Genomic DNA, 26,495 nt, shown 5'->3' with positions numbered 1-26,495 from the left:
ACCTTTTTAACTAATTTTTTAATAGAAAATTAAATTTTAATTAAAACCATTCTTGTTTTTAATTCATATTGCTACAAATAAAACAGTCGACATAATATTATGCCGACTGTTTTCCTATTTAATTCCTTCTAATACCCTTAAAGCATCCTGTGGAAATTTATTGGACTGAACAAGCATAGCTTGACCTGCTTCTATTAAAATATTATCTCTTGCTAAATTCATCATAGATTCTGCTATATCAGTATCTCTTATCTTACTTTCAGTTCCAACTATAGTGTCATGTATTTCATGAATCTCATTATATGTTCCTTCAAATCTATTACACAAAGCACCATATTTACCTCTAATATCTGAAATTTTATCTACTGCACTATCGGTAATTTCTAAAAACTTACCTATAGTATTACTATTTAAATCTTCATTTTTCAAAGAATCTAAATTCAATTCATTACTATCCAAATGATATACAGGTATATCTATAACCTCACCAACGTTAGCACCAATAGCCATTTTCTCATGAGTTTTATTCTTTTCTTTAGAATTCAAAATGCTTTTCCCATTAAAATCCGAATGCTTTAAAGTATCATCAATACCATCAATCATTTGATTTATTTCACCTTTAAGTGCCTGTCTATCATTTTCATTAGTAGCACCTCCTGCTTGAATGGAAAGTTCTCTTATTCTAATAAGCATTGATTGAACTCCTTCTAATGCTCCATCTGCCGATTGAAGCATACTCATTCCATCTTGAGCATTTCTTTGAGCTATTTGAAGTCCCCTTATTTGAACTCTCATCTTTTCACTTAAAGCAAGTCCATTGGGATCTTCTTTAGCTGAATTTATCTTAAAGCCAGATGAAATTCTATTCATATACATGCTTTGACTACTCCAAACCTTTTCTTGTTCACGACATATAGTAAGGGATGCCATATTATGATTTAATCTCATATAATCACTTCCTTTCCTTTTAAAATCATATTACCCTAAAAGTTTCATAGTATTATTTGTATCTTGATTCGCATGACAAACCATTGCATTTGTATATTTAACTAAAACATCACTTTTAAATAAGTTCATAGCTGCATTTGCCATGTCAACATCCTCTATTCTCGATAATGATGCTGTTGTGCTACTATTAGTATTTTTTGTATCATTTAAAGCTGATTCCAGTCTACTCATAGCAGTTCCAACATCCACTCTTTCAGATATGCACTTTGCAATGGCATTATCAATTGATTTTATAGCATTTGATGATGCCTCTTTTGTAAGAACATTATCGCTTTCTATTCCTAAACTATTCAAAGATATCTCATTCAGATTTATTTCTTCATATATAAAAGGTTCATATTTTATCTGTATCGAAAGCTTTTTATCTTTATCAAATAACTTAATTTTATTAAACTCAGCACTTTCAGATACATATTTTATATTTTCTTTTATTTGATTAAATTCCTTTTGGGCTTTTTCTCTATCTTCATCTGTACGAGTATCTGTAGCATTTTCTATAGCCATCTCTCTCATTCTCTGTAAGTCCTTTTGTATCCCTTCCATATGACCATCTACACATTGAAGAAGTGATAATCCTTCTTGGGTATTTCTCTCCCCTTGTGAAAGTCCTCTAACCTGTGCTTTAAAACTTTCACATATAGTAAGACCTGCAGCATCATCAGCCGCCTTATTTATTCTCTTTCCAGATGAAGCTGTTGCATTACACTTTTCTGATTTTTTTATGTTACTATTTAATTTACTAAATGTTCCCAAAACCAAAGCATTATTAATTAGCATATTTTCACCTCCTGATTTATAAGTGTGTACTAATACTTTCCAGTAACTATTATCGTAACTTTTACATAGAGGTTTACATTTTTATTAATTGATATTTGTTTTTTTATTTTAAAATTAAGTATTATAACACAATAGTTTAATTTAACTATATTTAATAGTGAATTCCAGTAGCAAGTAACTACTGGAATTCACTATTTATCATAAAAATTGATCCTATAAATATAATTATACTACCCAATATAAAATTAAACTTTATATTTTGACTAAATATAACCACCTGAAAAATAACTACCCACAAAACATATGTAACATTTAGTGTAGTAGCCTTTGACGGCCCTATTAAATCTATAGACTTATACCATAATAAATACGATAACAAACTTATACAAGACGTAAGTAGTATTAAAGGATATATATTCATCACCACTTTAATAACATTAATATCTCTAGAACATATAAATACCATTATAAATACATGTACTATTACAGCTACAAGTTCACGTATAGCTAGTGCTTCCATAGAACTTAACTCTAACACTTTGGACACTTGAAAAGAATACAATATGCTCTCCAATGCCCAACACAAAATCGTAATAATAACCAATAATATACCAATCCCTGTTATAAAATTGAAATTACATTGTGTTTTACTATATCCAACTATAAAAACTCCTATAAAACTAAAAATAATTCCTAATTTACTTTTAAAACTAAGTTTTTCTTTAATAATTATAGAAGATAATATTGCAGTAACTATTGGATATATTGCAGATATATTAGCCGCCCCTTCAGGAGATATAAACCTTATGCTTACTATATAAAGAGTCATGCCAATTGGTCCACCCAAAATCGATCCTAAAATTAAAATTTTAACCTTTCCATCTAAAATATACTTTAATATATGGTTAAATTTTTTTTTGCGTATCATATCTATATTTAATAATATACATGAAAATAAATCTTTTAAAAATGCTATTATAAATGGCAATCCAACTAATTCTTTAAAATTAAATAAGCTTCCACAATTTATGAGAACAATACCAACTATTATCGTATCTATAGCCCAAGTTATTCCTGACATACTCCCTAAAATAAAACCTGATATATTTTTTTTATTCTTCATTTATCCATCACTCTAAATTATTATATATTCTTTGATGTGATCAAAAATAACATCTAAATATTTTTTAACTTTTTCTTCATATATATTTGTTTCATCCTCACAAGTACGCTTATTTATCAATTTTACTGTGTATCCATCTATTCTAAACCTTCCATCCTTGTGACAAGATTCTTTAGTTTCAAAAAAGAATTTGTGCTCTACATCATTTATTGTAGCTCTATATGGACTTTCTGGAAATATACTCTCAGAATATGTGTATTCACGTTCTTTTTTTCCATCAAAATACTTAGGAACATTTCCATCTTTTAAATCTACATTTTTTATTTCAGCAGCCTTTAATATTATAGGAAATAAATCCACCCCTTGAATCATTTCATTACAAATTCCTTTTGGAATGTTTTTCCCTCTAAACATCATTACAACTTTAGTTCGACCTTCATCCAAGAACTTATCTTTAATAAAATATCCTTGCCCATGATCTGCAACCAAACTTATAATATATTCCTCTTCTTTATAGGTATCTTTTATATAATTAAATAGTACTCCTAAATATCTATCTATTCTTTTTAATTGAGTGCCATACTTAAATACTTTTTTTTCATCATAAGTTTTTCTAACGCTAGTTTCATTACTTTTATCAAAAACTCTAGTTTCTATAGGATTATTGACTTGAACGCTAATTCTATTTTCGAATTCATCCGCTACGTCGTGTAAATCTGGTAAACATATCCAAACAAAATTATTTTTTTCTTTAAACGCCTCTAAATGTTCAATGGTTTCATTTATAACTTCATCTGTATGCATTCCCCTAATACATGGTTGATATATATATCTATCAATTCCTTTTATGTACCCATTTGAAGGAGTACTTCTCCAATCACCATCTATTTTGGCTGTAAAATACCCATCTTTCTGAATTACTTCACTATATAATTCTTTATTGTATAATGAAAATGTACTGTAATCTGGATGATACATTTTATGATTAGAAGTATACATACCTGTAAAGAAACTAGGCAAACTAACATAAGTCCATTCTCCACTAACATATGCATTTTCACATATAGTTCCTTCCTTAAAAAATTTATATGCATTAGGCATAACACTTTGCAAACCTTCTTCTTCTATAAATTTTTGAGAAAGTCCATCCACAAAAATATTCAATAATAATTTAGGCTTTTTATTATTAACCTTAATTTCTATAGGTTTTCCTAATATAAATTTTTCTTCATTACAATATATTGATATAGATTCATTTTTATTAAATGCATAATAGTAATATCTATTAGGAAGCATATCATTTAAAATAAACTCTTTATTATTAACTTTCACTTTTACTTTTACGTTTTTTTTGTTAATCATAATTGGTATAATTGTCTTTGTCTCAGTATTTAAACTAAACTCTGAATACATATTACCTTCAAACAACTCTAACTTATACATATCACTAATCTTAGGGTCATATTCCGATAAAATACCATCTCTTTCTGCGAAATAAAAATCATATATTCCTGTATAATATCTTTTATTGTTAATAATTAAAGGTTCTTCTGTATAGTTAGAATCGCCTAAAGACATTGGAAATTGTTTCTGATAACTTCCAAAAATCTTAAATTGTTGATTTTTTATTTGTTCTAATGACACACTTGATATTTTATTTTCTTTAATCATAAACTGGATTTCTCTCATTATTAGCTCTATCTTGGAATCATCAACATACATAGCCCTTATATAATGCATAGAAGCTTTTTCATATTCTCCCATATACATATAAACAATACCCAAATTATAGTTAACATCAAAATTAAATTCAAACTTACTATACAATTTTAAAAGTTTTTCTTCAGCATATTGTAAGCTACCTTTATAAAAATCTATGATAGCAGACATATTCTCTACTTCTAAATCAAAATCAACCAAATTTTTATAATCATATATTAATTGGTTTGCAACGTCTAATTTTTGTTCCTCAATTGCTACTTTTATTTTTTGCTTAAATTCTCGTAATTTGTTTATATCTTTCATACTATTTTCTCCTTATAACTTTAAACTTTTTAATCCTGTTTCAACTCTTTTATATCTCATTTCAAAATATTCCTTTAAATCTTCTCCTTGAATCATTTTAATCTTTGTCCAAATACTCCATAATAAATCTTGCATAACCTTATATAAATTAATCCTAAATATTGTATTATCGCTAACAACTTGATTACAAAAATATAGATTTAAAAACTGTTTTTCTTCTTTCTCTGAGAATCCACATTCTAAGATATGAGCAGCTAAATCCCACATATAATCATTCATTCCACTATATTCCCAATCAATTAAATTAAGTTTCCCATTATTCAACACAAAATTTTCAGGTACTGTGTCATTATGGCAGGGAACTAATTTAATATCTAATGTTTCCAAGATACTTTTATATTTAAAAATATCTTTTTTTAATTTCATATATCCTTCAAACATTTGTCCATTTTCCTCCACGAGTATATCTTCATACTTTTGTATCATATCAAATGGATTAAATATATTATTAAATTCAATATTTGAACTATGCAATTTTTTCAATAATTGTATTACTTTTTTCATATTCTCAAACTTTTTAGCACTTTCAGGAGTAAGCATTTCTCCTTTCCCCAAAAAATTACTTATTTTAATTCCACTCAAATCATCTATAAATAAAAAACTTTCATCTACATTAGATTTATACGCTAAATAGGAATTGATCTTTTCATCTACTCTATTTATCATTTTTTTTGTATTATTCTGAGGTATTCTTATAACTAAACTTTTATTATCAAAATCTACTTTGTAATTAGTGTTAGTCATTCCTCCGATTTTTGTAACTCTATTAATTTCACCATATTGATTTTTTAAAAAATATGCTATGAGTTGATTATCATACAAAAATTTCTTAGTTTCTAACATAATCCTCACCATTCTTTTCTATATAATATATTTATTTATCGAATCTTGTATAAATTTCTTTAAATAATAAAACTAGCCCTAACTTCAAGCTAAGACTAGTTTTTCAACTGCATTTAAATCTTCAATACTATCTATTTCAAAGCAATCATATTTGTTGATTTTGTGTAAATATACTTCTACCTTATTTAAATTATCTTTCACAATATTATCCCAATATAGATTTGTCCACATATTTGTCTTTAATGTTTCTTTTAATATATCAGTTATTACCCTTCCATCTTCACTAGACCAATATGATATACCTGACAACATCACTTTATGCTCATTAATAGCACTTTCTACATTTATATTCTCTATTTTATTACTTTTTTCATATATAACCCATTCGTCTTGAAAATTATTTTTTTCAATTCCAAAATAAGTTGACCTATTTAAATTAGGATTTATAAAATTATTATTTATATATACATCTCCATCTAAAACATAAGTATCATTTAAATATTCTTTAACTAAATACATAGTATATATATTATTAAACTTATCATAATTCTCATTATAAACTAATTTTATATTAATATAATCATATTTTTCTAGTATATAATCAAATTTTTCAGCTAAATAACCTGTAACTATAATAATTTCTTTTATTCCCTTTTCTATCAAACATTCTATTTGCCTTTCTATTATAGGCTTTCCATTTACTTTTATAAGTGGTTTAGGTGTAAATTCAGTTAATGGTCTAAGCCTAGTTCCTTTTCCTGCCGCTAAAATAATTGCTCTCAAATCACTTCCCCCTATTTACTATAGCAAATTACTAGACTTTATCCATTCTTCAGTTTCTTCTATACCTTCTTCTAAAGTATATTCTGGTTTCCACCCCATTAATTTTTCCGCTTTACTATAATCACATAGCAATTTCATTATTTCACTTTGAGGATGAATATGCTTTACATGATTAATTTTAACTCTACCCTTTGAAATTATATCTGCAAGTTCATTTATAGTTACATCTCTTCCTGTACCTGCATTTACAACTTCACCATCTACATTAGAGTTGAATCCTGCCATTGTAACAAATCTTGCACAATCTTTCACATATAAAAGGTCTCTTGTTTGATTTCCTGTTCCATATATATTAAAATCATTATTGTTCAAAGCATTCTTTATAAATATAGCTACAACTCCACCTTCTCCACCAGTTTTTTGGAAAGGTCCATATGTATTAAAAGGTCTTATAACTACAGTAGGTAATTTATATGCATTATAATATGATAAAACCATATTTTCTGCTGCTATTTTAGCTCCACCATAAGGAGATACTGGTTTTACTGGATGAAATTCATCTATTCCTTTTCCTTTAGCTTTATCATATACCATACATGTACTCATAAAAACAACTTTACACGGGTGTGTTTTTTCTTTTTCATCAATAACCCAAGAATCACTATCCATTTTTGCATTTTTACCGAACATTTGTATTTTTGCTTTTTCAAGTATGTGAAATGTTCCCACTGTATCATTGTAAAAAGTAGTAGTTGGATCATCTATAGAATCTTGTACATTTATAGAAGCTCCCAAATGATATATAATATCAAATTGTTGTTTTTCAAATATTTCATCTAGTAATTTTGTATCTTTAATATCACCTTGTATAAATTTAAAATTATTATTTTCATTAAATTCTTCTATATTTTCAAGTCTACCATTAGACAAATTATCTAATGCTAAAACATTATGCTGTTCTTTTAACAATGCTTTTACAACCCATCTTCCAATAAATCCTGCGCCACCTGTTACTAATATGTTCATATATGTATCCTCCTAAATAGCTTTTGTTTAATTATTTTACTAATTTCCAATCCATTGGTGTTCCTTTTTTTATATTACATGTAGCTTTTTTCCCTAATATATATTTTATATACTTCGTTTCAAGACCAAATCCAGGTCTTATGCTTTTTACATTTTCTTCAGTAAATTCTTCTCCTTCTTTAATATCTCTAACAATAAATAGGCTCCTAGAATGCTCTCTTGATTTTTTTTGTTTTTCCGTTAAATCATATGTAATAGTTCCAAGAGCTTTTTCCAAATCCCTTATAGCATCCACCATAGCTTTAAATTCTTCTGGTTCCATAGAAAACTTACCATCTGCTCCACCATCTGATCGTCTCAACGTTAGATGTTTTTCAACTATTTTAGCTCCTAATGCCACTCCCCCAAGTGCAACAGTATGTCCCATTGTATGATCTGAAAGTCCTGACACTACATTAAAAGTTTCTCTAATATTAGGAATAGTATTAAGGTTTATATCCTCAAGTGGTGAAGGATACGCCGAAGTACACTTAAGTAATGCGATATTTTCATTGCCCATTCGTCTACATGCATCTAATGCATCTTGAATATCACCCATTCTTGCTATACCAGTTGACATTATTATAGGCTTTCCTTTTGATGCTATATATTCTATAAATGGTATATCATTAATTTCAAAAGATGCTATTTTATATGCTGGTACATCTATTTCTTCTAAAAAATCTACCGATGTGTAATCAAATGGTGAAGAAAAAAATACAAGTCCTAATTCTTCTGCAATCTTCTTAAGTTTTGGTTGCCATTCCCAAGGTGTATATGCTGTTTGATACAACTTATATAGAGTTGTCCCATCCCAAATTGTGTCTTGCTTTATTTGAAAATATTCATTATCACAATTTAATGTTATGGTGTCAGGTGTATATGTTTGAAGTTTTATAGCATCTGCTCCTGCCCACTTCGCTTTTTTTATAATTTCCACTGCTCTTTCATAATCTTGCATATGATTTGCAGACATTTCTGCGATTATAAATGTTCTTTCATTTTGTCCAATTTTTATATTATTTATATTAAATGATTTGTTCATTACTCTTATATCTCCTATTTTTTTATCCCATTAATTATCGTGCATTTCTATTTGATTCTTTACTCTAAAAACTCCTTTGCCATCAATTAGATTTTTCTGAACTTTGCTCATCCTTGCCCTTGCGTTATAATTTAAATTTAAAATATCTTCTTTCAAATCTGAAATGTTACTCAATTTTATAGCACCAATTTTATTCATATACCTACCTAATTTTATTTGATTATCTACAATAACAAATCCTATTGTAGGTATTCCTAAAAAACAAAGTTCATATATTGTAGAACCACAGGTTGAAATAGCAATATCACATTTTTCCATAATTTTACTCATATTAGGATTTTCATTTAAAATAACATTTGAACTTTCGTACTTTTTCAATCTATTTTTAAATTTAAATGCACTTCCTACAACTATTTGCAATTTAAATTGTAAATTTGTTAATTGATTTATTATATCTTCTGTTATATTAAAATCATCACTTCCACCTACAGTTATAAGCACATTTTGTATCCTTTCTTTTATTTGTATACTTTTATTATTTCTAAATTCTTCTCTAAGCATAGTATATTTACTACCTAATAATAATTGTGTATTTTTTAAACAATTATACTTAAGTTCATGTGCATGTATATTTTGATTTATAATATAATCTACTGGATAATAATTCAAATCTGCATTATCATCAAAATATATAACTTTAAATTTAGATTTAAGATCTAATAAGTAATCAGATTTTATATTATATTTATCTACAACTATAAAATCTGATTTTATGTTCTTTATTTTTTCTATCTCATTTAACTCACCTATTTTTATAACATCTATATTCTCACTTTTTATTTTTTCAATTCCTTTTATATATTTAGGAGAATCTAAACATATATATTTAACTTCATGATTTTTACTCAATTCTTTTGCTAAAACCAATGTTCTCATTATATGTCCAAGTCCAATTTTCTCTCCACCATCTACTCTAAATAAAATTTTCATATTACATCACCATTATTTTTTAAACTTAAAAAGTATATTAGTATTTTTGTTAAATACAATAACTTCATACCTTCTATATATTAATACCATAATATTTTACTAAAAAAAGATTAGCTTATGCTAACCTTCTTTAAATTTATTTTTAATAAACTTACAATATACATTTTTATCTTCATATTCTTCTTTTAAATAATTCAATTTTGTAAATATTTTGTTAGATGATTTATTATCTTTTTTTACATAAGCAACAATCTTATTAATTGTTTTTAAACAACTAATATTCTCTTCAACTAATTGAATTATCTTTTTTCCAAATCCTTTTCCTCTAAACTGTTTACAAATACTATAACTAATTACACCAATATTTTTATCTATGTTAATTCTCGCTTGTCCAATAGACTTATTATCCACTTCCATAATAAAAAACAAAACATCTCTTTCTTGTAACATCTTAAAAAACCAATCCACATGTTCTTCATAACTTATATACTCAGGATTAAATGAATTTTTTCTTACATCTACATCATTTGCCCATCGAAACAAAAGCTCACAATCTTTTTCAGTTACTTTTCTTAATTGAATCATATAATCACCATTTTCACTAACATTTTATATGTGTTTTTGCATTATATCCTTATTTATATCATATAAATCTTTATACGTTTCATATAATTTTAAAATGTCTTCCATATAAAAGTTATTTCCAAATTTATAATACAAATGCTCATATATTTTATTTATCAATTGAAAATCTTCTTCTGTATCCAAAGTCCATCTTAAATCAGAATAATCTTTTTTATTAATATATTGACCTATTTTAAACTCATTAGGATTGCTCCAAATATATGGAGTTACATGTTCTCTATCTCTATTAGTTTTAGATTCTAAAAAAGCTCTTTTTAATACCTCAAAGGAAAAAACTTCTACATCTAATCCTCTTGGATATGTTCTCTTAATAGTATTACTTACATAATCATAGCATTTAATATTATTTAAATAATAATTTAATATATTTCCACTTACCTCACTGTCAATCAATGGACAATCACTAGTAACCCTCATAACTATATCCGCTTTTGTCATTTTTGCTGCATAATAATATCTAGAAAGCACATCTTCTTCTGATCCTCTAAAATACATTACCGACAGCTTCAATGCTTCATTTACTATTAAATCATCCTCACTTTTATCTGTAGTAGCAATAACTATTTCATCTATATTTTTAATTCTTCTTATTCTATCAATATCATGCTGTAAAACTGTTTTCCCGCATATTTTTTTTAATACTTTACCTGGTAATCTTGTAGAACCAGTTCTAGCTTGAATTATACATACTACTTTAAGTTTACCTTTTAACTTATTCAAAGTCTTCACCTACAGTAAATTTAGGAATCCATTTGGATGTACTAGGATCTTTTGAAAATATATCCTTATTTACATATTTATCTACAACATTCCAAAATTCTTCTTCTGATATATCTATATATTCACAAAACTCTTTAATATACCTACTACTACATTTTCCATCATACTTATTCACTAACCACTTAGCTTCCTCTCTTGTAAGTCTACCTTCCCTTATATCATAACAAGCCTCATCAGTAGCAAATCCAAATCCAAACTTATAATATTTTATCATTTGATTCACTATTTGCATATCACTATCTAACGCAGTGTATCTTCTATACCTACCTATATCCTCAAGTTTTTCTCTACTTCTACCCCATAAACCTCTTGCAATAGAAAAATCTGCATTATATACTTGAGACCATTCTCTTACATAATATTGTAAGTATATAGCTTCTATATCTTTTTCAATTAACACTTTTTTATCCGGAAAATTATACATAAATAATTTATCTAAACTTATAGAATCACTTTCCCAATCTGTAGCCTTGCATCCATTAACGGTGTTTCCATTATTTACATTCAAAGCATTTCCATCATTTCCCAACCCATTAACCAATCCTAGAGTTAAAGCAGCGTTTTCTCCTTGTATTATAAGTGGAATATTAAATTTTTCTGCTATAATATAAGCTGATGACCATAATGAATATTCTGTTGGCTTAATCGGGTTGCCATATTCATAAAATGATTTTTTTACAAGTTGTTTAGTTATCTGAGGATTGGGCCTCATTTGTATACAGTCAAATCCTAGTGAAATTAAATTTTCCATATTATGTCGTCCAACCTCTGTTATATTATCAGGCTGACAATTTACCAGTAATACATTTAATCCAAGCTTTTCTTTTGCATATATTGCTTGAAATGTACTATCCTTTCCACCACTAACTCCTATAACACAATCATATGTATTTAATTTTTTAGCTTTTCTTTTAGCTCTTTCTACTATTTCCTTTAACTCTAGTTGTCTAGATTTCCAATCTATACTTCTTTTTCTTTCTTCATATAAGCATGCATAACATACACCATTTTCATCAAACTTTATATCTGGTCTAGTATCTGGTTGTAAACATCTCTTACAATATTTCATTTATATCACCTTTACTTTTATCATATTATTTTTTTATATCAAATTATCGTTTTCAATTATTTTTTTAATATCCTCTTTAGAAATACACTCCATACCGTTAGAAGAATAATTTTGTATATCACATTTACGGAATTTATTATAACACTGATTATACTCTTTTAAATATAAGTTAGGCAATACACAATACATATCTCCTAAATCATAAGCACTTTTAGATTCTTCCTTAGTCATAAGTTCTTCATAAAATCTTTCTCCAGCTCTAACACCTATAACTTCAACTTGAATTTTTTCTTTTTCTACCTGATATTTTTTGCAAGTTTGTTCTATAACAACCTCTGCTAAATCTTTAAGTTTAACAACTGGCATCTTAAGTACAAATACTTCTCCACCTTTTGATATTTCACAGGACTTAATCATAAGTTTAACCGCCTGAGATAAACTCATCATGAATCTACTCATCTCGGGATCTGTAATAGTAATATTTTTATTTTCTAATATTTGATTTTTAAACAATGGAATAACAGATCCACGCGATCCCATTACATTTCCAAACCTAACTGCTATAAACTTAGTTTGAATTTTACCTTTACTAAAATTAGCAGCTTGCACTAACTTTTCAGCTAACATCTTTGTAGCACCATATGTATTTGTAGGACTTATTGCTTTATCCGATGATGTAAATAGTACACATTTTACATTATTCTTCATTGCTGATTTTATTACATTATGCATACCATCTACATTAGTTTTTATAGCCTCATCAGGATTATATTCACAAGAAGGAACATGTTTCATAGCTGCTAAATTAAATACTATATCTATATCATCCATAGCTCTATCTAATCTTTCAAAATCTCTTACATCACCAATTAAAAATCTAAACTTATTTTCTTTATTATTCTCTTGTATTAGATTTGAATGCTCCATTATAAACTGCTTATATTCGTCTCTACTAAATATCCTTATAACCTTAGGTTCGTGACGCACAAGTTCTCTTATTAATCCGTGACCAATAGTTCCCGTACCTCCAATTATAAGTATATTCTTATCCTTAAAAAAACTCATATGTACCCCTCTTTTTTAATTTTCTAATATATTTCTTATGTTTTCATGTATATTTTCTATTATAGGCAATATTTCATATTCAAATAAATCTCCAACTAATATATAATCTTCACTCTCTATAGCTTCTACTATCTCTTCTAATTTTTCATCAATTTGTGATATATCTATATTTTCTTTTTGTATATCTTTAGTTAAGTTAACTACATCTATAATCCAGTTAATACCCTCAGCTACAAGAGGAATAAGTGAACACCCTTTTTTTTCATCTTCTTGCTGAAAAGCTTCTACTACTTGATGTATTCCTTCTTCTAAATTATTTAAATACTCATTTGCTGTAATTATTACTTCCATTTTTTCATTACTCATTTGCATTTCCTCCGAACTTTTTTCATATATACTTCATATATATATATATATATATTCGATATATATATATATATCTTTAAATAATATAATATGTAAATAAAATTAAACTATTGAATTTTAAAATTCAATAGTTTAATTTATCATTTATATATTGTTCAAACTCCATATGATTAGCACCCCTAATAAATGCCCCCTTACTACAATTTATAAATTGAACATCAGGATTAGTTTCTATAAGCTTTTCTATCTGTTCTTTAAAATAAATATATCCCGATGTAGTATTAAGCTTAGAACCATCTATTCCTGTAACAAATTTATTATTTTTATTTATTATAGGATTATCTTTAAGCCCATATATATCTTCATATGTATTTGTATGTGATTTTCCATCCAAATACGCTAAGTCTTGTCCAAGCATAACTATTTCTTTAGCTCCACAATGTATAGCTATACTCATTGCAGCTACAGCAACTGTTTTTCCCGTTTCAATAAAAATCTCATCTTCATCTTCACTGTTGAAAAACATATATTTAGGCCCCCTATAATTTTTAACAGCCCACCTTGATGCTGTAGATAGAAAACAAAGAGGTATTTGTAAATTCTCAAATCCTTTAAGCTGATTTGCGACTCCTATTTTCCCATCTATTATAACAATAACATCCGGACATATATTATTGTTCATTAATGCATTAAGGGCAGTACCTACAGTTACAATAACAAAACTATCTCTACTTGATTTTAAAAATTTAAGTTCATAATCTAAAGATGGTCCTGCAGCTGTAATAACAAATTTTTTATTTTTATTTTTACTTTTAAACTTATTTAACAAATCAATTATATTGCTATAATCCACTTTTAAATTTTCATTATAGTTTTGTATTAGTTGTTCTTTTAATTCATTTGTACTTTCATAAGCTATAACATAATTGTTAATTACATTATATAATTTATAATTTATATCTTTTATAGTATGTAAAGAAGGTTTGTGCACTATAAATTCTTCACATGTATCCAAGTAATTTTTAAACAGATTATAGAATTCACCATTATATTTTATAATTTTTATATTTTTATTTTTAAACAAGTGAGGTTTAATCTTTTTACAAACTTCTATAATTTCATCATTAGCTTCAAAAATATATATTTTAGCAGTATCATTAATTTTAATTATAGTTTCAATATGATATCCTAATCCCAATCCATACACTACTATATTCTTTTTACTTTGTATATACTTATATCGTGCTATAAATCTTTCACTTTCTTTTACGGGATTAAACTTACTATGAATGTACTTATTATTATATTTAATTGTATATAAATTATCTCTTATGCATTCAAGCTTTATCATATTCATCTCTCCATATTGTTAATTTGTTCCAATGCGCATTCAAGTTTTTTCATAGCATACTCTGAAACTGCCAATACACTCTTGTACAAAAATTCATTTTTTTCGATTATATCTTTATATTCACTAAGTTTTTTACCTGTTAAAATTGTATACACTACTGGATAAATTAATGAACTTAAAACTTCTAAATCTTTATAACTCTTTTTTATATCCTCATCAATTTCATCCATTTTATTTAGATAATAATTATTTTTTACTTTACCATATACTCTTAACTCACTTTTAATTAGTTCTATATATTTTAAAGCTTCCTTGGACTTTGCAATTATATTTTTATTAGACTTAATAATATTCTTTAAACTAACAACAGTATTATCTATCATATGATTTACATCAACACTATGATTATTTTCTTTAATATAGTTACCTTTATCTTTTAAACTATACTTACTTATCACTTCTTTTAATGACATATTAATAGTCCCTTTTATTAAAGCGCCTCCTTCAGTAGCATTAATAAAAGTTACATCACTATTATTTTTTATTATATTTTCTAAGCCACGCTTAAAATTAAATAGTTCTTCATTAGTATCTAGTAGCTCCCCATTAACCCCTTCAACTTTTAGTGCTTTTCCTCCTACAAGTCCAAGCGTAATCTCCTTCTCTTTATCAAACTTAGTTAATGCAATATCACCATAACGCTTTTCTTTTAAATATGCTAAATCCTGACCTATAAATACAATAGGATTACACCCTAATAATACAGCCGTTCCTGTTAGCGTATGGGCAACTGATCCTCCTAAATTCATATCTGAAATATTCATTTGAAATATTTCTCTTATAAAATTACTTTGAGTAAAAATATACTTATTACCTATATAATCTTTTGTAACCTTTTCATTTGTTCCTTCATAGAATAGCAAAGTGCTTTCTTCACTATGTATATATTCCTTAACTAATTCATATGCAATTTCCCCTGGATCTACAATTCCGAGCAAATCAGGACTAACATCTATATCCTTTAGCGGCTTAAGTGTTCTACCTCCCGATAGTACGAGCATTTTATCATTAATATTTTTTAATTCATGTATATTTTTCTCTAATGATGGTCCTGCTGAGACTATAACAGCAGGTATATCTTTATATTTTCCTTTTAAAATGTCAATAGGACTAGAAGTTAAAATCTCAGGTAAATTTCCCATCAAAGTATCAAACCATCTTCTTGCAAAAACAATACTAGTATTTCTATAAAGCACTGTATCCGATAAGAAGTTTTTCACATCATTATTGAATTCTGTAAATCTGTCCATATATACTTTTTCATAATTACACAAAAATCCATATTTTATTTTAGTAATATCAAATACCGATATACTTTTTTTCAACTCTTCTAGTGCACTAGAATTATAATATTTTAGTTCTATATTATTAGAACTATTGAAAAACTCAAACTCGCTTATATTTTCCTGTACATACTTTATTAAATTATAATTAGGTTCAAATATTAGTATTTTATTATTTTTAAACTTTTGGGATAACTCAAATATACATTCTCCTGATCCAAATCCAAATATTAAGAATATACTTTTATCATCACATTCTTTAAATTGATTTATAAAATCAATTATTTTATTCTTCATATTATATTTACTTCCCATATATATACTTTTATCATTTTTATAAATCTTTAAAATATTATAATTATCTTTACTTTTTTCAATATCAAATTTATAATTATACACCCTTAAATCACCTATTACGTATATTATTTTTATAACCAAAAAACTCTACTGTAATATATAATCACAGTAGAGTGAACCTAAAGATTAATTTTTGTTAAATCAAAAACAAAATTATCTTAATAATTGAAGTACACCTTGTGGTTGTTGATTAGCTTGAGCAAGCATAGCTTGAGCTGCTTGTTGAAGTATGTTTTTCTTAGAGAATTCCATCATTTCTTTTGCCATATCAACGTCTCTTACTCTTGATTCTGCTGCTTGTAAGTTTTCTGCTGCATTGTTATCAGAGTTTATTGTATGTTCTAATCTATTTTGGATAGATCCTAGTGTAGCTCTTTCTCCTGATACTGTATTTATAGCATCATTTATTTTTGTTATAGCTTCTTGTGACTTAGCACCTGATGATAAACTAACATCATTTACTTTTAATGCACTTGCACTCATTTCTGAAATATCTACAGCAATTGTTTGTCCTTGATTAGCTCCTACTTGGAAAGTTACTCCTTTTGCTGATCCATTTAATAATTTCTTTGTATTGAATTCTGTATCTGTACTGATTCTAGTTAATTCTGATTGTAATTGAGTAACTTCTTTTTGAACATTAATTCTATCTGCAGTTGTGTTTGTGTCATTAGATGTTTGAACTGCTAGTTCTCTCATTCTTTGAAGGATTGCATGAGTTTCATTTAAAGCTCCTTCAGCTGTTTGGATTAATGATATACCATCTTGTGCATTTCTTGATGCTTGGTTTAATCCTCTGATTTGTCCTCTCATTTTTTCTGAGATTGCTAGTCCTGCTGCATCATCTCCAGCTCTGTTTATTCTTAATCCTGAAGATAATTTTTCCATTGCTTTTCCAGCACCAGTAATGTTTTGGCCCATCATTCTGTGAGCATTCATTGCATTTAAATTGTGATTAATAATCATTATAAAATTCCTCCTTGAATTTTTAAGTATATTTTTTAAGGCTTCCTTGCCTTACCTTTTATATTATCGTTAAAACTTTTATATGCTTTATACTCTTTTTATTTTTTTATATAAAAACTTTTTAATACTTTATATTGTATTCAAATAAAAATTTCGGTATACATATAACAAAAACTCCACTACTTAAGAGTAATGGAGTTCATACATTCTAATATATTTATTATCTTAATAATTGAAGCACACCTTGTGGTTGTTGATTAGCTTGAGCAAGCATAGCTTGAGCTGCTTGTTGAAGTATGTTTTTCTTAGAGAATTCCATCATTTCTTTTGCCATATCAACGTCTCTTACTCTTGATTCTGCTGCTTGTAAGTTTTCTGCTGCATTGTTATCAGAGTTTATTGTATGTTCTAATCTATTTTGGATAGCTCCTAGTGTAGCTCTTTCTCCTGATACTGTATTTATAGCATCATTTATTTTTGTTATAGCTGCTTGAGAAGCAGCACCAGTACCTAAGCTAACTTCTTTTAAGCCTAAGTCTTCTGTTCCCATACTTGCAATATTTAGCGTAATTATTTGTTTTTCATTAGCGCCTACTTGGAAAGTTACTCCTTTTGCTGATCCATTTAATAACTTTTTAGTATTGAATTCTGTATCTGTTGAAATTCTTGTGATTTCTTCTTTTAATTGAGCTATTTCTTTTTGTACATTTGTTCTATCTGCAGTTGTGTTTGTATCATTAGATGTTTGAACTGCTAATTCTCTCATTCTTTGAAGGATTGCATGAGTTTCATTTAAAGCTCCTTCAGCTGTTTGGATTAATGATATACCATCTTGTGCATTTCTTGATGCTTGGTTTAATCCTCTGATTTGTCCTCTCATTTTTTCTGAGATTGCTAGTCCTGCTGCATCATCTCCAGCTCTGTTTATTCTTAATCCTGAAGATAATTTTTCCATTGCTTTTCCAGCACCAGTAATGTTTTGGCCCATCATTCTGTGAGCATTCATTGCATTTAAATTGTGATTAATAATCATTATAAAATTCCTCCTTGAATTTTTAAGTATATTTTTTAAGGCTTCCTTGCCTTACCTTTTATATTATCGTTAAAACTTTTATATGCTTTATACTCTTTTTATTTTTAGATCATATAAATTTTTCTAAAGCTATATTACTTCTAAGGTTTGAGTAACTTCTATTGGCATTTTTATTTTTATTTATTTTATTTATTTGAGATTTATAATACTCTTTTTTTGAATTTGAGATTTTTTTTATTTCTTCTTCTAAAGTTTTTAAGTTTAGTTCTTCTGATATTTCATTAAACTCTTTTGAAACATACTTAATAGAATTTATATTTTTTATAATTTCATCCTTTTTTAATAAAATTTCATCTAACTCATCTATTCTTTCTTCATTTAATGCATTGATTATATTAACATTGACCTTGTGATACTCCTTTAAAGCATTATATAATTCTTTGTTCATTTACTATCTTCCACCCATCTGAGCTTGAAACCAACTAGATTGAGAATTCATCTTGTTCATAGCAACTTCAAGCTTTGAGAACATTTTGTAGTATTGTTCTTGTTTTGTAAACATAATTCTTTCAAGTTGCTTTATTTGTTTTTCTTGTTCTATAATTTTTTTACTCAAATCATTATTTAAAAGCCATCTAGAATCCTTATATCCTGCTTTTTTTACTAGTATGCCATCTTTTCCACCATGACCACCTGCATATTTATCAACTATCTCTGTAAGTCTATTTAGTATACCATTGGATTCTTTACTATTTCCTGATTTGGTGAATAATTCATACACCTTATCACTTTTTTCTTCTAATGCTTTAGTTAATTTACTTTCATCTATTACTAGCTTTCCTCTTTTACTTGTTTCTTTCGAAGTAGTTATTCCTATTTCACTTAAACTTATTCCGAATGTTTTATGATCAGATTTGGAAAAATCTTTACTATATTCTCCATAAAATGCTTGTCTCATTTTTGATAGCATTTGTTGAATATCAGAATCATTTTTTATAATACCTTGCTTTGCTTTCTTTTCCCATTCTTTTATTTCTTCAGGTTTCATTTCTTTCTTTTGTTCTTCAGTTAAAGGCTTATAACTATATATTTTCTTCTCATCTACTTTGGTATTTAATTTTTCTATTAATTTATTATATTTTTCTACAAACTTTTTTATCTTATCTACACTTGATGACACATCTTTTTTTACATTAATAGATATAGACCCAATATCATCTTTAGTATTTATTACACTGTTTGTTGTTACTCCAGATATGTCATATTGCATATTATCAATTATAAATTTGTTTTTAGATGTATACTTGCTATCTACTTTAGTATATTCACTTTGTCCTGGTTCTTTTATATATACTTCTGCTTCATTCCCATCTATTTCATTATAATCAGAATTGTATTTTCCTTTTAATACATTTGATATATCCCTCATGGTATCATCATTAGCAATTTTTTTACCTGTTTCTTTGGATATTACACTTATTTTACCTGTAAGTTCACTAAAACTGACATTTACTTTATTTAATAAATCCGGATTAGTTTTTTCTATTTCTTCTTTAACCTTAGCTAAATCATCTTTACTTCCTTTAAATTCAATAGTAGCAGCTCTAGCTATATCTTTAACCTTAATTTGATATCTTCCTGCTTTCGCTCCTGGTAAGGACTTCACTTCTACAATACTTTCGTTATCACTTTTAGCATTAGTTGAAGCATACGCTTCACTTTTTAAAAGGTTTGTTTCTTTAGGAGAACTTATAAGTAAGAAATCATCTCTTAGCTCTCTAGTATCTTTTATTATTTCCATATACTCCTCTTGTTTCCATTGGCTATACTGCTTGTTTCCATTGGCTCTATCTATTCTTTGTTGTTCTCTCATTAACATCTTCTTTACCATTGTATCAGTATCCATACCTGTAGCAAGTCCAGTTATTCTATTAAAATTCCCAACTCCACTTATATCTGACATATATTTTCCTCCCTTAGTTTAATTTCTTTTATAAATAAAGTACTAGTTTTCTAGTACTTTATTTTCCTTTAATATATTCTATCTTTGTCCTCTTGATAGTTTTTCAGCTTGATACCATGTATCTCTAATATCCTCTATTAAAGGCACCACTTCATTCATAATTTCTACATCTTTTTTCATATTAGCATCTGCAAGTCTTTTTGTTATAAATTCATATATTCCCATAAGCTGTTTTGCCCATTCAGCTCCACTACTTAAATCTAAAGATGCCATAAGTTCATAAAATATGTCTTGAGTTCTTGTAAGACTTTCATGAGCCTTTTGAATTTTTTTATCTATTATAGCCTGTCTACCCATCTTGGCAAACTTTACTGCACCATCTAGTAGCATAAGTAATAATTGTTCTTTAGAAGCATAATTAACACTATTATTTTTATAAGCTTTATATGCATTATTTGCGTACATCTTTTTTCCTCCCATGAATGCTTTAAACTTTAATTTCTATAGCTTCTCATCTAAAAATCTTCCTTGAGATAAATTTCCAGATTCTTTCTCTCTAAAGGCATTAACCTTTATATTTTTAACCTTTACAGCATCAACTATAATCTTTTTTTTCTTTTGTTTTGCTAATTCTTTTTTTAATTTTTCACTATATTCTTTTTTATTTCTTTCTTTTTTATCCTTATCAACTTTGTATGTTTCTTTGTTGCCATGAACCCTTCCTTCTTTTGTAGCGTCATTTACTAATTGTTGAAGTTCATAATCAACTTTATTTAATCTATATTCCATAAAAGACACCTACCTTTAAAGTAAAGTTATACTTTTTTATCCACTATAACTCCTGCAAGTCTACATATCTCAGCTACCATATCTAGTATTTTTTTAGGCGGTATTTCTTTTATAACTTTTTTAGTCTGATTATCTATTATTTTAACTACAAATTGACTTTTAAAAACCTCATGTCTTTCATACTCTAGATGTGTATTTTCACCTTGAAGAAATTTATTAAGTTTAGAAATCGCATTTTGCACATCTTTCTCTTTAATATAATCATGTGATAATTTATCTATATCTTCATTGTTTAAAACAGATAAATTATCATATTGTATATATTCACTATAAGAAACACTTGATGCATTAGACATTGTATCAGAGCTTATATGTCTTGTTTGACTAACTACACCAATTTCCATTTAAGCATTCCCCCTTAAACCTCAGTAATAAATTATACTTCTTTGTTTATTACTTTTTATTCAATTTTTTCAACAAAGACATATCTACTTTTATTGCTTTCTTATTTTCTTCTTCTATTTCTTTGTATAATTCTTTTCTTAAAATAGTAACTTCTCTTGGAGCCTGTATAGATATCTTTACAGAACCATTATCTATATCAACTATATTTATTTCTATGTTATCTCCTATTAAAATAGATTCACCCTTTTTTCTTTTTACAACTAGCATTAAATGCCCTCCTTAAATAACGGATGTTTAATTTGATATTTTCCATTATTTAATATTATTTGTTCCCCTAATTTTGTTTTTATATTTATTACTATAGGAGCACATAAATTTACTGTTATATTTTCTAATTTAGAATGTAATGTAACAGTATTTAATACTAGTACATCTTTTTCATTTTCTATATTTAATCTTTCAATAACACTATCATCAAGATTAATTTCATAATCTTTTATAATACTAAATGGTGATGTCACTATAAATCCAATTTCATTATTTTCTATTGAATGAAGTACACTAAAGACCTCATTATCTTCTATAGGAAAATTAATGAATCTTTTAAGTTCATTAAATCCTGGAATCCCCTTTTTAAACTCAATTACATCTTCTTCTTTATATTCAATGATTCCATGACATTTAGTCTCTAGCTTCATTTTTATCTCACCTTTCTTTAGATTCACAATTAAATATTGTCAATTATCCACTATAAAATTTTAACTATTATAAATTAACGTAAATAATCCATAAGACTAGGTTGTATTATCTTCGCACTTGTTTGAAGTGAAGCCATATAAACAGTAAGCATTGTTGCATAATCTGTCATATTTTCTGTATAGTTAACATCTTCATGTTTCGATAATATTTTAGTCATATTAAATGTAGCATCTTTATTTCTATCATTTGCCCCTTCTATTCTATTTTGCTTGGCACCAATCTCAGCACGAATTTTTAGAACATTACTTATGGCATCTGTTATATTTGTAAGATCTTGTCCTATTAATTTATTTATTTCTTCTGGCTTTTCAGAATCCAAATGTGATGTTATTTTGCTTAGTATATCTCTCAAATCTTTAGGAGCTCCCGCTTCATTTTTAAATTCTAACACATCAGTAGCTGTAACATTATAATCCATAGTAACACCTTGAGATACCTCTATCTTTAATTTAGATGCTATTTGGGTATATTCATCTTGATCCTTAGTTTTGTCTAGTTTCCCACCTTCTTTTTTATTATATATAAGGATAGTGTTACCATTAGCTTTATCAACTTCCATAGGCTTTGTAGTACTTCTAGAACCTCCAAATATATAGTTACCTCCAAAGTTTGTATTTAATATTTGAGACATTTCGCCTATCTTTTCATTTATCTCATCTTTTATTGCTCTTCTTTCAGATTTTGTATAACCACCATTTCCTGATGATATTAAAAGTTCCCTAACCCTTTGAAGAACGTTTCCCGCTTGTCCTAGTGCTGTATCTGTAGTATCAAGCCAGTTAGATACATCCGTTATATTTTTACTATATTGTTTATTTGTATTAATATCTGTATGTAATTGCATAGAACGTGCAACAGCAAAGGGATCGTCAGATGGTTTTCTGAACTTTTTACCTGATGTATTTTGTTGCTGAATTTTATTTATATTTTCTAAGTTTGTTTTCATATCTGCTAAAAAGTTATTTGAAAGCATTTTATTTGTAACACGCATTATTAAAATCCTCCACTCTATTTAAAATCATTATCTCTTAAGTCCATTTATAACAACATCTAAAAGTTGATCTGTTGTTGCAATAATTTTTGCATTTGCCTGATAAGCATGTTGGTATTGAACTATATTTGCCATTTCTTCATTTAATGATACTCCAGATATGGATTCTCTTCTTTGGCTAAATTCTTTTAGAAGTGCTCCTTGATTTTTTACTATTCTTTGAGCTTCTTGTTCTTGCACTCCAAGTTTATCAACAGTATCTTTAAAATAGCTATCTATCTTCATACCATTAATATCTCCTGTTATTGTATCAAGTCCAAGTGTTATATCTTTATTTAATTTTTTATTAGCTCCATTCTGTTCTATAAATTCTTCTCTTGTCGTTCTTTTAGTTATGTTTTGTATTTTTAATAACTTATCACGTAATTGTGCTATTGCAAGCGCTCTTGCTCCATCTTGCTCTCCATCCTTAGTATTTTTAGCCGCTAAAGCAAACTTATCATCATTAATTCTTGTTTTTATTTGCATAACATCATCCATAATCTGTCTGTTTACCGATATATTGGCTGATGTTATTTCAGTTTCAGAATCTAAAACTTCCTTTAGTGCGTTTATTTTAGATGATCCTGTTATATCATTTACTCCATCATATAAGACTTTTTTACCATCTATTATTTTATAGTTTTTATCAGCTTTCTCTCCATTAACAAAGAAAGGCATATAGTCTGCATTTTCAACATCAACACCATTATTTGTTGGAGTTCCTACAGTTCCTATTGAACTTTTTCCACTATGAAGTGTATTAACAGAAAAAGCAATACCCTTAGCAAGCTTATTCATTTGTTCTATATAATCATCTACATCCTGCTGAACAGTCATGAATCCTTTAAGTTCTCCTCTATATTCATCACCCTTTAAATCAAATAAAGCTAAATCTTCAAAGTTAACAGGATTTTTTCCTATTACTCCACCATTCTTATCTACAGCAAGACCATTTTTACTATCATCATTTTTGTTACTAGTTGACCAAATTATCCTTGATTGATCTAATCTTCTTATTTTTTCTTCTATTTCTTCTCTAGCCTCATGTATATCTTTTTTATTACTAGTTATATTCAAATTAAATGTAGCAGGTCTATCTTTGTCTCCATTTTTCAGATAAGTTATTTTACAAGTTGTTTCATACTTACCCGGAGCTCCTGTTACATCTATTTTCGTAGTATTTTTCTCCATTTTTTTCTCTATACTCTTTACATAAGAAAATCTCATAACCTCATCGTTAGGATTTTTTCTAACTAGAAGCGGATTTGCAACTTCACTGTTACCATCTACTGTTTTTGTATATTTAGGTTTTAAATTTATTGAACCAAACTTGTCTTGTTCTACTACTACATTGAACTTTTCACTTAATTCATCTAAAAGAAGATCTCTCTTATCCATTAAATCATTTGGCTCCATACCTGAAACTTTTACAGCCATTATTTGTTGATTTAATTTATCAACTCTATCTAATGCATTATTTATATCAAATGTTGCTTGTTTTATAGATTCTTGGGCATTTTCTTTTACCTTTACTAATTGACTATGTGTATGATTTAATTCACTTGCAAGTGCTGATGCTTGATTTACAAGCACTGTACGTGAATTTGATCCTTCTGGATGTTTTGCAACCTCTTGCCATGCATCAAAAAACTTTCCTATTAAGTTTGATACTCCTGTATCTGAAGGTTCGTTAAATATTCCTTCTATTTCACTTAGGTATTTATCTCTTGCTTCATATTGTCCAAGTGTACTTGTTTCTCTTCTAACTTGATAATCCATAAAGGTATCTCTAACCCTTTGAATTTTTGATATTTCAACTCCTGTACCTATTTGTCCAGGACCTACTTGATTATCCATAGATGGCATACCAAATGGCCTTGTAGTTTCCATTAAAGCCCTTTGTCTTGTATATCCTTTAGTATTGCTGTTAGCTATATTATGTGATGTTACATCTAAAGCACCTTGTTGTGCATATAGTCCTCTTTTTCCTACATTAAGTGTTGAAAATAATCCTGACATTTTATCACTCCTTATTGTTCACTATCTTCTCATTTTCCCGTACCCATTGTATGTTTTTGCCTGTCTATCTGGATTTAAAAATGCAAGTATCCTATTATTTAAACTAATTCCTTGTTTTATCAATAAATCATTGGTATCTTTTTGCAACCTTATTTCCTCTAGTTTGTTACGAACTTTTCTAAAAACTTCTATAAGTTTTGGATTGTCTAACTCATATATGAGCTTTCCTAATGTTTTATCTTCTAATAATCCATTTGTGAACTGTCTTCTTTTTAATTCTAAATCAGCTACTTCTTGATTACTCTTTTGTATATCTTCTACAACAGCTTCCATTCCAAACACATCATCTTTTATTATATATTCATGCTGTTTTTCTAATATTAGTAGCAATTTATTTAAAGCTATTCTTTGATCATTCATAACTTCTAGAAGACCTTTTATAAATTCCACCTTATTCATGAAATATATCTTCCCTCATTTCTTATATACTGTTTTTCTACTAGAATTAATTTAAATATAAATTTTTAATATCTAGATAACATTTTTTTAGCTATAAGCTTTGAATCAACTTTGTACGTTCCCTTTGCTATTTGACTCTTTATTTCTTCTATTCTTTCAGGTGTTACTGATGATACTTCTCCATTTTCAACGGAACATAGTTCTTTTCCCAGTTTTGATATTTCCAAAGTATCCTTTTTACATACCTTTTTATTTTCATTAACTTTACTTTTATTTGTTTCATATATATTAACTACTTTATTCACAGATATTCCTGTAATCTTCATGTTTACACTCCTCATATCCATTGTTTTATCTTATAATATTATCGACTA

Annotated in this window: 29 protein-coding genes; all 29 read right to left on the bottom strand. The window is 27.3% G+C overall.

The window, feature by feature from the left end; all coding sequences use genetic code 11:
* Positions 1-114 precede the first annotated feature (114 nt).
* The gene (locus NT01CX_RS05075; RefSeq protein WP_011721975.1) at positions 115-948 is read right to left on the bottom strand and encodes a flagellin; all 834 of its coding nucleotides are present in this window, start codon (positions 946-948) and stop codon (positions 115-117) included.
* Between the two features lie 30 nt (positions 949-978).
* The gene (locus tag NT01CX_RS05070) at positions 979-1,785 is read right to left on the bottom strand and encodes a flagellin (protein WP_011721974.1); all 807 of its coding nucleotides are present in this window, start codon (positions 1,783-1,785) and stop codon (positions 979-981) included.
* 178 nt (positions 1,786-1,963) lie between these two features.
* The gene (locus NT01CX_RS05065) at positions 1,964-2,908 is read right to left on the bottom strand and encodes a DMT family transporter (protein WP_011721973.1); all 945 of its coding nucleotides are present in this window, start codon (positions 2,906-2,908) and stop codon (positions 1,964-1,966) included.
* A gap of 12 nt (positions 2,909-2,920) precedes the next feature.
* The gene (locus tag NT01CX_RS05060; RefSeq protein WP_011721972.1) at positions 2,921-4,933 is read right to left on the bottom strand and encodes a sulfatase-like hydrolase/transferase; all 2,013 of its coding nucleotides are present in this window, start codon (positions 4,931-4,933) and stop codon (positions 2,921-2,923) included.
* 12 nt (positions 4,934-4,945) lie between these two features.
* Entirely contained in the window at positions 4,946-5,836 is an 891-nt protein-coding gene (locus NT01CX_RS05055; RefSeq protein ID WP_011721971.1) for a choline kinase family protein, read from the bottom strand.
* A gap of 84 nt (positions 5,837-5,920) precedes the next feature.
* Positions 5,921-6,619 (bottom strand): sugar phosphate nucleotidyltransferase, encoded by a 699-nt coding sequence (locus NT01CX_RS05050; protein ID WP_011721970.1) that lies wholly within the window; start codon positions 6,617-6,619, stop codon positions 5,921-5,923.
* An 18-nt stretch (positions 6,620-6,637) separates the two neighbouring features.
* Positions 6,638-7,645 carry an SDR family NAD(P)-dependent oxidoreductase gene (locus tag NT01CX_RS05045; protein WP_011721969.1) on the bottom strand — a complete coding sequence of 336 codons (1,008 nt, stop codon included), beginning with the start codon at positions 7,643-7,645 and terminating at the stop codon, positions 6,638-6,640.
* Between the two features lie 31 nt (positions 7,646-7,676).
* A complete protein-coding gene (gene pseI, locus NT01CX_RS05040; protein WP_011721968.1) occupies positions 7,677-8,729 on the bottom strand; it encodes a pseudaminic acid synthase in 1,053 nt (350 codons plus the stop codon).
* 30 nt (positions 8,730-8,759) lie between these two features.
* Complete coding sequence (pseG, locus tag NT01CX_RS05035) at positions 8,760-9,719, bottom strand: UDP-2,4-diacetamido-2,4,6-trideoxy-beta-L-altropyranose hydrolase (protein ID WP_011721967.1); 960 nt, start codon at positions 9,717-9,719, stop codon at positions 8,760-8,762.
* 120 nt (positions 9,720-9,839) lie between these two features.
* Complete coding sequence (locus NT01CX_RS05030; protein ID WP_011721966.1) at positions 9,840-10,304, bottom strand: GNAT family N-acetyltransferase; 465 nt, start codon at positions 10,302-10,304, stop codon at positions 9,840-9,842.
* Between the two features lie 24 nt (positions 10,305-10,328).
* Complete coding sequence (locus NT01CX_RS05025; protein ID WP_011721965.1) at positions 10,329-11,093, bottom strand: cytidylyltransferase domain-containing protein; 765 nt, start codon at positions 11,091-11,093, stop codon at positions 10,329-10,331.
* The gene (locus NT01CX_RS05020; RefSeq protein ID WP_011721964.1) at positions 11,077-12,213 is read right to left on the bottom strand and encodes an N-acetyl sugar amidotransferase; all 1,137 of its coding nucleotides are present in this window, start codon (positions 12,211-12,213) and stop codon (positions 11,077-11,079) included. Before NT01CX_RS05020 ends, NT01CX_RS05025 begins: the two co-directional genes overlap by 17 nt.
* Before the next feature lie 33 nt (positions 12,214-12,246).
* Positions 12,247-13,278, bottom strand: coding sequence for an SDR family NAD(P)-dependent oxidoreductase (locus NT01CX_RS05015; protein WP_011721963.1), 1,032 nt, complete (start codon positions 13,276-13,278; stop codon positions 12,247-12,249).
* Between the two features lie 15 nt (positions 13,279-13,293).
* The gene (locus NT01CX_RS05010; RefSeq protein WP_011721962.1) at positions 13,294-13,644 is read right to left on the bottom strand and encodes a hypothetical protein; all 351 of its coding nucleotides are present in this window, start codon (positions 13,642-13,644) and stop codon (positions 13,294-13,296) included.
* A 124-nt stretch (positions 13,645-13,768) separates the two neighbouring features.
* Entirely contained in the window at positions 13,769-14,995 is a 1,227-nt protein-coding gene (locus NT01CX_RS05005; protein ID WP_011721961.1) for a motility associated factor glycosyltransferase family protein, read from the bottom strand.
* Between the two features lie 2 nt (positions 14,996-14,997).
* A complete protein-coding gene (locus NT01CX_RS05000; RefSeq protein WP_011721960.1) occupies positions 14,998-16,737 on the bottom strand; it encodes a motility associated factor glycosyltransferase family protein in 1,740 nt (579 codons plus the stop codon).
* A gap of 111 nt (positions 16,738-16,848) precedes the next feature.
* Positions 16,849-17,661, bottom strand: coding sequence for a flagellin (locus NT01CX_RS04995; protein WP_011721959.1), 813 nt, complete (start codon positions 17,659-17,661; stop codon positions 16,849-16,851).
* Between the two features lie 220 nt (positions 17,662-17,881).
* Complete coding sequence (locus NT01CX_RS04990) at positions 17,882-18,694, bottom strand: flagellin (protein WP_011721958.1); 813 nt, start codon at positions 18,692-18,694, stop codon at positions 17,882-17,884.
* A 109-nt stretch (positions 18,695-18,803) separates the two neighbouring features.
* Complete coding sequence (locus tag NT01CX_RS04985) at positions 18,804-19,142, bottom strand: hypothetical protein (protein ID WP_011721957.1); 339 nt, start codon at positions 19,140-19,142, stop codon at positions 18,804-18,806.
* A gap of 3 nt (positions 19,143-19,145) precedes the next feature.
* Entirely contained in the window at positions 19,146-20,657 is a 1,512-nt protein-coding gene (fliD, locus tag NT01CX_RS04980) for a flagellar filament capping protein FliD (RefSeq protein WP_011721956.1), read from the bottom strand.
* A gap of 78 nt (positions 20,658-20,735) precedes the next feature.
* Positions 20,736-21,122 carry a flagellar export chaperone FliS gene (fliS, locus tag NT01CX_RS04975; protein WP_011721955.1) on the bottom strand — a complete coding sequence of 129 codons (387 nt, stop codon included), beginning with the start codon at positions 21,120-21,122 and terminating at the stop codon, positions 20,736-20,738.
* Between the two features lie 36 nt (positions 21,123-21,158).
* Positions 21,159-21,446: a hypothetical protein gene (locus NT01CX_RS04970; protein ID WP_011721954.1), complete on the bottom strand. Its 288-nt coding sequence runs from the start codon at positions 21,444-21,446 to the stop codon at positions 21,159-21,161.
* Between the two features lie 26 nt (positions 21,447-21,472).
* A complete protein-coding gene (locus NT01CX_RS04965) occupies positions 21,473-21,850 on the bottom strand; it encodes a flagellar protein FlaG (RefSeq protein WP_011721953.1) in 378 nt (125 codons plus the stop codon).
* A gap of 49 nt (positions 21,851-21,899) precedes the next feature.
* Positions 21,900-22,118, bottom strand: coding sequence for a carbon storage regulator CsrA (gene csrA / locus NT01CX_RS04960; RefSeq protein WP_011721952.1), 219 nt, complete (start codon positions 22,116-22,118; stop codon positions 21,900-21,902).
* Positions 22,118-22,549 (bottom strand): flagellar assembly protein FliW, encoded by a 432-nt coding sequence (gene fliW / locus NT01CX_RS04955; protein WP_011721951.1) that lies wholly within the window; start codon positions 22,547-22,549, stop codon positions 22,118-22,120. The genes csrA and fliW overlap by 1 nt, the downstream gene beginning before the upstream one ends.
* A 74-nt stretch (positions 22,550-22,623) precedes the next feature.
* A complete protein-coding gene (gene flgL, locus NT01CX_RS04950; RefSeq protein ID WP_011721950.1) occupies positions 22,624-23,601 on the bottom strand; it encodes a flagellar hook-associated protein FlgL in 978 nt (325 codons plus the stop codon).
* A 30-nt stretch (positions 23,602-23,631) separates the two neighbouring features.
* Positions 23,632-25,662 carry a flagellar hook-associated protein FlgK gene (flgK, locus tag NT01CX_RS04945; RefSeq protein ID WP_011721949.1) on the bottom strand — a complete coding sequence of 677 codons (2,031 nt, stop codon included), beginning with the start codon at positions 25,660-25,662 and terminating at the stop codon, positions 23,632-23,634.
* Between the two features lie 21 nt (positions 25,663-25,683).
* Positions 25,684-26,121 carry a flagellar protein FlgN gene (locus NT01CX_RS04940; RefSeq protein WP_039224139.1) on the bottom strand — a complete coding sequence of 146 codons (438 nt, stop codon included), beginning with the start codon at positions 26,119-26,121 and terminating at the stop codon, positions 25,684-25,686.
* A gap of 65 nt (positions 26,122-26,186) precedes the next feature.
* Complete coding sequence (flgM, locus tag NT01CX_RS04935; protein WP_011721947.1) at positions 26,187-26,447, bottom strand: flagellar biosynthesis anti-sigma factor FlgM; 261 nt, start codon at positions 26,445-26,447, stop codon at positions 26,187-26,189.
* Positions 26,448-26,495: the final 48 nt, after the last annotated feature.

Source organism: Clostridium novyi NT (assembly GCF_000014125.1).
Taxonomy (GTDB): Bacteria; Bacillota; Clostridia; order Clostridiales; family Clostridiaceae; genus Clostridium_H; species Clostridium_H novyi.
Note: the sequence above shows the minus strand (reverse complement) of the source record. Positions and strands in the feature narration are given on the sequence as shown.